Annotated in this window: 8 protein-coding genes and 2 pseudogenes; 3 read left to right on the plus strand and 7 right to left on the minus strand. The window is 66.1% G+C overall.

What is annotated here, in order from left to right:
- Positions 1 to 14: 14 nt before the first annotated feature.
- From AC0Z36_RS23800 to AC0Z36_RS23815, 4 genes and pseudogenes are all read right to left on the minus strand, one after another.
- Positions 15 to 1,301, minus strand: a complete 1,287-nt coding sequence (locus AC0Z36_RS23800; RefSeq protein WP_485465064.1) for a glycoside hydrolase family 26 protein — start codon at positions 1,299 to 1,301, stop codon at positions 15 to 17.
- Positions 1,298 to 3,133, minus strand: coding sequence for a glycosyltransferase family 2 protein (locus AC0Z36_RS23805; RefSeq protein WP_485465065.1), 1,836 nt, complete (start codon positions 3,131 to 3,133; stop codon positions 1,298 to 1,300). Before AC0Z36_RS23805 ends, AC0Z36_RS23800 begins: the two co-directional genes overlap by 4 nt.
- Positions 3,134 to 3,269: 136 nt before the next feature.
- Positions 3,270 to 4,034, minus strand: coding sequence for a hypothetical protein (locus AC0Z36_RS23810; protein WP_485465072.1), 765 nt, complete (start codon positions 4,032 to 4,034; stop codon positions 3,270 to 3,272).
- A 159-nt stretch (positions 4,035 to 4,193) separates the two neighbouring features.
- Positions 4,194 to 4,301, minus strand: a pseudogene (locus tag AC0Z36_RS23815) (DUF2510 domain-containing protein); the annotation flags it as partial.
- 579 nt (positions 4,302 to 4,880) lie between these two features.
- On the opposite strand from AC0Z36_RS23815, the gene AC0Z36_RS23820 reads away from it, so the two are divergent.
- On the plus strand, positions 4,881 to 5,177 hold the full coding sequence (locus tag AC0Z36_RS23820) for a hypothetical protein (protein WP_485465066.1): 297 nt from the start codon (positions 4,881 to 4,883) through the stop codon (positions 5,175 to 5,177).
- A gap of 36 nt (positions 5,178 to 5,213) precedes the next feature.
- Positions 5,214 to 5,484, plus strand: a pseudogene (locus AC0Z36_RS23825) (hypothetical protein); the annotation flags it as partial.
- 337 nt (positions 5,485 to 5,821) lie between these two features.
- Here the strand turns inward: AC0Z36_RS23825 and AC0Z36_RS23830 are convergent.
- The gene (locus tag AC0Z36_RS23830) at positions 5,822 to 6,757 is read right to left on the minus strand and encodes an AraC family transcriptional regulator (RefSeq protein ID WP_485465067.1); all 936 of its coding nucleotides are present in this window, start codon (positions 6,755 to 6,757) and stop codon (positions 5,822 to 5,824) included.
- A gap of 81 nt (positions 6,758 to 6,838) precedes the next feature.
- Between AC0Z36_RS23830 and AC0Z36_RS23835 the strand changes: the two genes are divergently transcribed.
- Positions 6,839 to 7,684: a Rossmann-fold NAD(P)-binding domain-containing protein gene (locus AC0Z36_RS23835; protein ID WP_485465068.1), complete on the plus strand. Its 846-nt coding sequence runs from the start codon at positions 6,839 to 6,841 to the stop codon at positions 7,682 to 7,684.
- Positions 7,685 to 7,908: 224 nt separating this feature from the next.
- Here AC0Z36_RS23835 and AC0Z36_RS23840 read toward each other — a convergent pair whose 3' ends face one another.
- Together AC0Z36_RS23840 and AC0Z36_RS23845 are read right to left on the minus strand one after the other, a co-directional pair.
- Positions 7,909 to 8,163: a Txe/YoeB family addiction module toxin gene (locus AC0Z36_RS23840; RefSeq protein WP_485465069.1), complete on the minus strand. Its 255-nt coding sequence runs from the start codon at positions 8,161 to 8,163 to the stop codon at positions 7,909 to 7,911.
- Positions 8,160 to 8,441: a type II toxin-antitoxin system Phd/YefM family antitoxin gene (locus tag AC0Z36_RS23845; protein WP_485465070.1), complete on the minus strand. Its 282-nt coding sequence runs from the start codon at positions 8,439 to 8,441 to the stop codon at positions 8,160 to 8,162. The genes AC0Z36_RS23840 and AC0Z36_RS23845 overlap by 4 nt, the downstream gene beginning before the upstream one ends.
- Positions 8,442 to 8,883 lie beyond the last annotated feature (442 nt).

Below are 8,883 nucleotides of genomic sequence, written 5' to 3' on the forward strand. Positions count from 1 at the left end.
GCGCTCCTGCACCACTACCTCGTCTGTCGTGGGGTGGTGGTCTGGCTCTGCGTACGAGGTGTGCTCGTCGCTGCCTTACTCGTCGAACCCTTGGGCGGGCGGCTGGTGGAGGCCGGGGGACGGCTGGTCGACGGCGGTGTGCTGGCCGGCGGTGTGGCGCTCCGCGACGGCGGGATTGTGACGGGCGGCGGGACGGAGCCGAGCGGTACGGAGTCCAGGGTCCACTTCAGGGAATAGCGGGGATCCGCAACTCCCTTCGCGTACGCCGCCGCCGCAGCCGGAGCGGTGGCGATCCGCCAGTCCGCCTCGCGTTCCTTGCGCGCCTCGTACCAGATGACACCAATGATGTCGGGGTTGTCCGGCAGTTGCTGGAACATCTGAGCGATCCACTCGGCCTTGCGTCCGTCGAAGTCCACCGCCCCGGTCTCAGTGACCACGACCGGCTTCTTCGTGAATGCCCGCAGGCTCTTCACTGTCGGCTGGAAGACCTCGCTGAACGACTTGTACTTCTCGACGCCCTTGGTGCCGTAGTAGCCGGACAGACCGACCCAGTCCACGTAGTCGTCACCGGGGTAGAGCTGATCGAGCGGAGTGGCGTTGGTGTAGTCCACGTTGGGACTCCACACCCAGGTGACGCGGCTCGCTCCGGCCTTGGTGAAGAGGTCCCGTACGTGCCGCCACATCTGGATGTACTGCTCCGGAGTGTTGCCGTTCGCCTGGGCGGCCCACGGGTACCAGAACCCGTTCATCTCATGGGCCAGCCGGATGGCGACCGGGTATCCGAGGTCCTTGACGCCTTTGGCCCACGACGTGATGTACGAGTCGAACTTGCCCTCGATGATGCGGGACAGGGCGTACTCGGGCTGGTCGCCGCGCTCCTTCTCGACCTTGGACTCTTTGTGGAAGTCCCACGGCTCCCAGGCCAGCATCGGCATCATGCCGCGCTTGGCCACCTGGTCGAAGTACCGGCGGTCGAAGGGCGAATCAGCCCAGCCCGCGGAGAATTCGAGCACCTGCGGCTGGTGGTCGACGGCCTTGACGAAGTCGTTGAGCGGCCCGAGGTCGTACGAACCCTGCTTGGTCATGATGCCGGTGAAGGCCTTGCCCGCTTCGGGGAACTGCACCTTGGGCGCGTCCGGTGCGGGCTCCGGCGGGACCCAGGCCGGACGCGAGTGGGCCACTGGCAGACGACCGTCCCCGGGCTTCCCCGCACCGACCAGACGTGGCGCCAGACCGAAGGTGTAGCCGAGCATTACCAGGGAGAGCAGTAGCCCGAGCACCCGCGGGATCGTGATCCTCATGCTCGGCCGTCCGTACCCGGGAATCCATTGCCCGCGGCTGTGGAAGCCTGCTGGAACAGCTCATCGAAAGCACGTGCCTGTACGAGATCCTCTGCCGCACCGACGAAGGCCTGGGCCGACTCCTTCGGCAGGACGACAACAGGGTCGGGCCGCCCTGGCACGTGGACTCCCGCAGCGACCGCCTTGGACTCCCGGCGCCCGCTGACGAACGAGATCAGCGGCGGTGTGAGGCCGGCGAACATGGTGACCCCCGCCCAGAACCGCAGCACCGTCACATCGTGGTGCAGGGTGAAACTCGCCCCGATCAGTCCGGCGGCGACCACCGCCCACAGCATGTGCAGGCGGAAAGTGGTGAACGACTCGGCGCTGCGCAGTTCCCCCTTAGCGGTCACCGCGTAGGCGAGCGGTCGGCGCAGGACAGCGGCGAAGGCCGCGGCGACGTAGACCGGTCCGGCGAACAATGCGAGCCCCATGCCCGCCATGCCGATCTCCCGGCGTTCGTGCGCGGCCAGGTTGAACCGGCGAAGCCACAGCCAGAGGACGAACCAGCTGCCCATGCTGGCCCCCCACAGGATCGCCCAGTGGCTGCTGTTGAGGGATATGGACGTGATCCCGAGGGTCAGGTAGACCGCAGTTGCCAGGCCGCCCAGAAGGGTGTTCAACGCGACGCTCGGATAGTAGAACTGCACGAGCCCGTACAGGATCCGCTGTCTCAGGCGCAGTTTGATGCCGGTGCGCATCCGCTTCTTGAACAGGATCTCCCAGATCCCGTACGCCCAGCGCTTCTGCTGGTTGAAGTAGTCGGTCCAGGAGCTCGGGCCTTCGCCGACGGCCAGGACGTCGGGTGTGTAGACGCCCTTCCAACGCTTGCCGGTTCCGGGGTTGACGGTGGACTGCACCCGCATGCTGGTGAGGTGGTCCTCGATGATCGAGTCCTGGTAGCCGCCGATCTGCCGCCAGGCGACCGGCCGGTACAGGTGGTTCGTGCCGATGAGCAACGGGGCGTCCATGCCGTTGCCGCCGCGCTCGACCAGGCCACTGAACAGGTACTGCTGGACCGATGCTCCGTGCACCACCCAGTTGTCGTACATGTTCCCGTACACCTGCGGGGCGACCACAAAGGCGATGTCGGGATCGCGGAAGTAGCCGAGGGTGCGCTTCAGGAAGCAGGTCAGCGGTACGTGGTCGGGGTCCATCTGGGCCACGACGTCGTAGTTGTGCTCGTGTTCGGCCCGCCAGGAGTTGTGGTTCCCGGACTTCGTCTTGGCCCGGAACTCCCCCTCGGCCTGGTTGTACTCGGGGCGTCCCTTGCGGCTGAAGTGGCGCACGCCGATGCGGGCCGCCATCGCCTTGACCGCGGGGTCGTCACCTTCGTCGAGAATCCACACGTCGACATGGCCGTCGTACTCGATCTCTTTCATCGCCCGCAGAGTGCGCTCGACGATTTCGATCGGCTCCTTGGCCGGAACGATGGTGGTCAGGACCGCGACGCGCAGGCCGCTGGGCGGCTCGACGGGCAGGGGGTCCTTGGCCCGGAACGCGAACACCCAGACGGCGAGGTTCTGCACGAGGCGGAGCAGTTCGACCTCCACCACCGCGCAGAAGCAGATCCGCGCGACGGTGAGCTTCCAGCCGCAGTTCCAGGCGATGCCCGGCCCTGGGACGTGTTCGGGTAACAGGAGCCAGGCGACGAACGCCAGACCGGTCAGCGCGTTGACGGCGACCAGGAGGGTGAGCATGACTTTGGCGCCGGTCGAGGTGACGGAGCGGTATTCGACCTTTCCGCCGTCCCGTGCCGGAGCCAGCGGTCCTGTGGTTTCGGCGCAGGCCACGTAGGCCCGCTGGGCCGCTGCGTTCCTCCGTGCCCGCCGGTCGAACCGTCGTTGATGACGACCGGTCGGGCGGTCCCGCCCGCGTCGGGCTCTGCCATCGACTGTCCGCTGAGCCACAGGACCTGCTTTCGCGTGATCAGGGGTTGATTTTCATCGAACCGGCTATCTGGTCCAACAAGGACAGTGCTGGCGCTTCTGAGGCCTGGTCGACGCACATCTGCATGACGGCGACCTCGGATGTCTCCGGCGCGAGCTTGACTGCGACGACGCCGCAGTAACTGCCCGGTGCGGTCTGACCGGCGAGCATCGGGATGTTCCACAGGGCCAGGTACGCGTCGCGGTCCTGGAACTTGAACTGCTTCTGCTTCAGCGGCTGCATGTCGCCCGGCGGCTTGTCGCCGCTGAGCTGCGTCTTGTAGAGCTCCTGGCCCATCCCGACGGTCAGCGACTTGAGGTCGGCCCAGCCACCGCTGAGGATCCGGAGGTTCTGTACGGCTGTTCCCCGTACGCAGGATCCGCTCGCCCGGCCGGTACAGGCGTAAGGGCCCGTCACATAGCGGGCTTCCTCGCTGGTCGCCTTCGGATCGACCTGGACCTGCCAGCCCTGGGGAAGGCTGAAGGTCACCTTCTTCTTCGGTCCGCTGATCTCCTGGCCGCCGGCGATCGGACGCCCACCGGTGAACGCGGTCCCGGCGAACCCGTCGGGGCTGTTCGGGTCGCTCGGCAGCACGGAAGCCTGGCCGGACGGAGACGGGGAGTTGTTGGGCTTGGCCGACTTGTCCTTGTCGCCGGAGGAACCGATCAAGTAGCCAGCGACAGCGGTGGAGACCGCGACAATGACCGCCACCGCACCGACGATGACGTTCCGTCGGGTCTTGTTCGGCTCCACGGCTTCGAACACGATCGGGACTGGACGGTCGGGTCCGGTCATCGGCGGCGCTGAGGAGCCGAAGGATGGTCCTGCCTGCGCACCCCGCCCCGTCTGCAGCATCTGGGTCGGGGCGTTCGAGGCTCCGGACACAGCTGACGCTGCGTCAAGGGTGGGCTCGCCGGGCGCTCCAGCCGGACGCGTGTCCGCCGTCCACACAGCGCCATCCCACCAACGCAGCGTATTAGGCTGACCGTATGGATCATCAAACCAGCCGCTATTCATATCACCCGTCGCCATGCGGCGAGATATTAGCAGCGGAGAACAGCACCTATCACGGAGCAGTCAGATCTGCTCTTCGACCGTGCCCCACGTCACAGCTGGCCACTCTCGCCCCGGAGAGGTTTCGCATCTGTTCGGTGGCCGCCTCGGTGGCCGCTTCGGTGGCCGCTCGGACGACTGCCCGAAACGGCCGCCCACAGAACCGCTTTGCTTGCCGGTTTCCCGGATACGACTGCCCCGCCCCCGGCACACCGCGTGACGATCCGACGCTCCAGGAAGTACCTGCAGGTCAGACCCGAACAGCGATTTCCCACCTACGGATCGACGGTCGTCCAGTAGTAACTACTAGCAAGCTCAGGACCCTTCGGGGCCCTGAGCTGCTGAGCTTGAGAACTCTGGAGGGCTGCGGAGAGCGTTTGGAAAACGCGTCGTGGCGCGCACCCCTGGCGAAAAACCCGTTGTCCGCCAACGGCTTGACAGCGCATCTGATCACGGTGTGTGCTGATGGCGCTACAACGCAGAAACGCCCCTCGAAGGCCCTGCAAGGCCAGCCGAGGGGCTCACCGCAACAACCCCCGCAAGCACCGGAGGACCGCCATGGCTAATGCCTACGTTATCGCTGTCGCACCCGCAGCAGCCAGCAGGACCACGCTGCTCACCGGCCTGCACGGCGGCGCCTACGAGGCCGCCGACCGCCTGTTGTTCGCCGACCCACAGCCCGTCGGGACCGCCGTCTCCATCGCCGCCGCCCGCGCCATACTCGGCGTCGGAGCCGCCGCCGCCAAGACCCCCCGCTTCGACCTCGCAGCCTTCACCGCCTACGTCCGCGACGGCATCAGCGGCCTCGCCCACGGCGTCTCGCCCCTCCAGCTCTCACCTCACTCTGCCGGGTGATGGCGGATCCATCAGTTTCAAAGCAGTTTGAAAGTCATGAGTGCTGCGAATGCCGCCGTCAACTTCTCCGAGCTGGTCAACAAGAACAAGCAGACACTCGCCAGGCTCGAGGTTTCACCCCTCCTGCTGCTGCTGCACCGCCGGGACGGGGAAGACCTCGTGCTCACCACCGCGACCCGTGCGGAGCAGGACCAGACGGTCGTGTCAGCTGCCACACGCATGCTCGCCGCAATGGCACGACGGGAGCTCGGCTGCATGGAACTACTCCTCGACATACTCCTGGACGCCTTTCCTTGGGTCCGGTTCACCGACGCGGCCGCGGCCACCAGAACGGTGTCGAAGATGTTGCGCTTGCGGAAGGTGGAGTCGTCCACGCCCAGCATCAGCGTTCTGCTCGGCGTGTTCGACACGCAGAAGGCAACGGAATTACGAACTCAGAGGACAAGTCAGGGCAGACCGTCAAGGATCTTCGCACGCGGAGATGTGTCCCTGATCGACGTGGAGCAGCTCGATACCAAGCTCGGTTCCGGGTGGGTCACCGCGGTGGAACAGACCCTCGTCGACCTAGCCACGCGACCCGGCCTGGGATCCCTGCCCCGGAAGCACTTCGGGAAGCCGACGAACCTGCCTGAAGGCAGGAATTCTCAGAAGCCGCCCGCCCGATGCTCACTCGGACTGACCCCGCGCACCCGCTTGAAGGCCGAACTCAGCGCGAACGCACTCCCGTACCCCACCTGCCTGGCCACCGACTCGACAGTTGCCTCCGGCTCGCGCAGCAGACCAGCGGCCATCTCCAGGCGCCAGCCGGTCAGATAGGACATCGGTGGCTCGCCGACCAGTTCGGTGAAACGGCGGGCCAGAGCCGCGCGGGAGACACCCGTCTTCGTGGCCAGCGCGGCCACCGTCCACGGATGTGCCGGATTGCTCTCCAGGAGTCGCAGCGCCTGGCCCACCACCGGGTCGGCCTGCGCCCGGTACCAGGCGGGGGCTTCGGCCTCCGGGCGGGAGAACCATGCCCGCAGCACCGCGATGAGCAGCAGGTCGAGCAGTCGGTCGAGGACCACTTCCTGGCCCGGCTCGTCCTTGCCGATCTCCTCGTTGAGGTAGGCGATGAGCGGGTTGTGGAACTCCTCCGCCGGAAGCACCAGCACGTGCGGCAAGGTGTTCAGCAGCCGCCGGCTGATCTCGCCGTCCATCTTGTACGTACCGGTGAGCATGACCGTACTGCCGTCCGCGCTGTCCCCCCAGTTGCGGACGCCGAGGTCCATCTGCGCACACAGTTCCACGCCGTCCGGGGTGGTGCTGACCTCACCCGGGTGGATGACGATGCGCGGTTCGGTCGACGGGTCGTCAGCGACGGTGTACGGCTCGGGGCCGCGCACGATGGCGACATCAGCGGAGCGCAGCCGTACGGGACCACCGACGTCCGGGACTACCCAGGCGTCGCTTTTCACCATGCTGATCAGCGTGATCGGGGCGTGGTCCTCGATCCGCAGGGACCAGGGCGGGTTCAAGACCGACCGCAGCAGGAACGCGCCGCGGGCCCGCGGGCCGTCGAGGAGACCTGTCAGGACGTCCATGGGCCTCAGCGTAGACGCACGGACATGGAAGTGAGCTCCTGACCGATGGTTGACCGATCCGTCCGGCGATTAATTGAGGGTATGACAGACACCAAGCAGCAGAAGGCAGTTCAGCAGATCCTCATCACCGCGGGAACGGGGAAGATCGGCCGCCGGGTGGCTGGGCGACTCACCTCCCAAGGGTTTCCGGTGCGCATCGCGTCCCGCTCCAGCGAGGCCCCCTTCAACTGGGAGGACCGAACCACCTGGGAGGGGGTATTGCGGGACGTCAAGGCGGCGTTCCTGATGTACACGCCGGACATCGGGATCCCCGGAGCGGATGACGCACTCCGGGCGTTCGGCGAACTGGCAGTGTCCAAAGGCGTCCAGCGCCTGGTGTTGCTCTCCGCCCGCGGCGAGGACCAGGCGCGCCCCGCCGAGCAGGCCGTACGGGAGTCCGGCGCAGAATGGACAATCCTGCAAGCGGCCTGGTTCCACCAGAACTTCGACGAGGGTGTCTTCCTCGACGCGGTGCTCAGCGGCGAAGTCGCCTTCCCCGCCGGGACGGTGCTGGAACCGTTCATCGACGCCGGGGACATCGCGGACGTCGCCGTCCTCGCGCTGACCGAGGACGGACACACGGGTCAGAACTACGAAATCACCGGCCCCCGGCTGCTGACCTTCGCAGACGCCGTCGACGCGATCGCCCGGGAGACCGGCCGGAACGTCGACTACATCCCGGTCACCGGGCGGGAGTTCGGCGCCGTACTGGAATCGGAGTTCGGCATGCGGCCTGCGGAAGCGGCCTTCATGACCGGGGTGTTCGCCACCCTGCTGGACGGCCGCAACGCCCACGTGACCGATGTCGTGCAGCGTCTCCTGGGCCGCGAGCCCGTGGACTTCGATGATTTCGTACGGTCCGCAACCGCGTCGGGGGCCTGGAAATAGGGGTCGCAGCGGGCGGCAGCTTCCGGGCCTGCGCCGACAAGGGCCGCCTGGCCTGGACTGTCGGTTTCGGCTTCATGATCCAGTGACGGATGATCCCGACTTTCGCGATCATCCGTCACTGGATCACGACTGCCACCAGCGCCTGGGGCCGGGCGAACCTTCGCCGGCTCCACCGCGGGAACGCGGACGCGGCACGCCCTGCCACCCTCGGACCCGACCAGCGGTCAGTAGTGGTAGCGGGCTGCGAGGATGACGATCTCTTTGTCAGTGACCAGATAGACGAGCCGGTGTTCGTCATCGATCCGGCGCGACCAGGCACCGGGCAGGTGGTACTTCAGCGGTTCGGGCTTGCCGATGCCCGAAAAGGGGTCACGCCTCGTGTCGTCGATGAGCTTGTTGATCCGAGCGAGCATCTTGCGGTCGTTCATGAGCCAGGACGTGTAGTCCTCCCAGCCCTGATCCTCGAAAACAAGCCTCACCCGGCACCCGCACCTGCGTCCGCGGAGTCAGGATCGATCAACTCGCGCTCCGCGACGTTGACACCGGACAGCGCATTCTCATACGCCTTGAGCAGACGGCGGGCATTCGCGGGCGAGCGCAGGAGGTAGGAGCCTTCGCGTAGGGCTGCGTAGTCCTCCGCGGAGATGAGCACGGCGTTCCCGTGCTTGGAGACGATCTCTATGGCGTCGTGATCGTCGTTGACTTTTTTGATCAACGGAAAGAGATCCCTGCGCGCCTCACTCGCAGTGATGGACATGCTCCGCCTCCCTCAATGAGTGGTACTGAATAGCGTACCACTTTCAAACCTTGCAGTCAGGGAGCGCGACTGACGATGAATCAGGAAAGTCAGCACCGAACCAGCACGGGAATGAGTCAGGGGCCGACTCGCGAAAGAGGCGACCCCTGCTGACCTGCGTGTTTGCCAGGTCAGCCACACGGTGTTAATTCAGCCGCTCAGACGTTGAAGCGGAATATCTAACAAAACGCTCCCACCTGCGGAAACACCGCATCCGGAGGACCTCACCCAGGACCCAATGCCGCGTAGCTTAAGTTGATCATGCTGTGAGGATGAGTTCGGTGGCGTTGACCAGGTCGATTCGCGGGGGCGTGAGGTGGCGGGTGCCGGTGTCGTCGGGGCGTTTGACGCGGTAGCTGTTGTGCCGGCCGCGTTTGACGACGCGGGGGTAACTCCGGTCGCG

This window comes from Kitasatospora sp. UYEF31, from assembly GCF_057291755.1.

Coding starts and splice junctions, on each gene's coding strand:
- AC0Z36_RS23800 (WP_485465064.1), bottom strand. CDS start 1,301: ATGAGGATCACGATCCCGCGGGTGCTCGGGCTACTGCTCTCCCTGGTA.
- AC0Z36_RS23820 (WP_485465066.1), top strand. CDS start 4,881: ATGGCTAATGCCTACGTTATCGCTGTCGCACCCGCAGCAGCCAGCAGG.
- AC0Z36_RS23830 (WP_485465067.1), bottom strand. CDS start 6,757: ATGGACGTCCTGACAGGTCTCCTCGACGGCCCGCGGGCCCGCGGCGCG.
- AC0Z36_RS23835 (WP_485465068.1), top strand. CDS start 6,839: ATGACAGACACCAAGCAGCAGAAGGCAGTTCAGCAGATCCTCATCACC.
- AC0Z36_RS23845 (WP_485465070.1), bottom strand. CDS start 8,441: ATGTCCATCACTGCGAGTGAGGCGCGCAGGGATCTCTTTCCGTTGATC.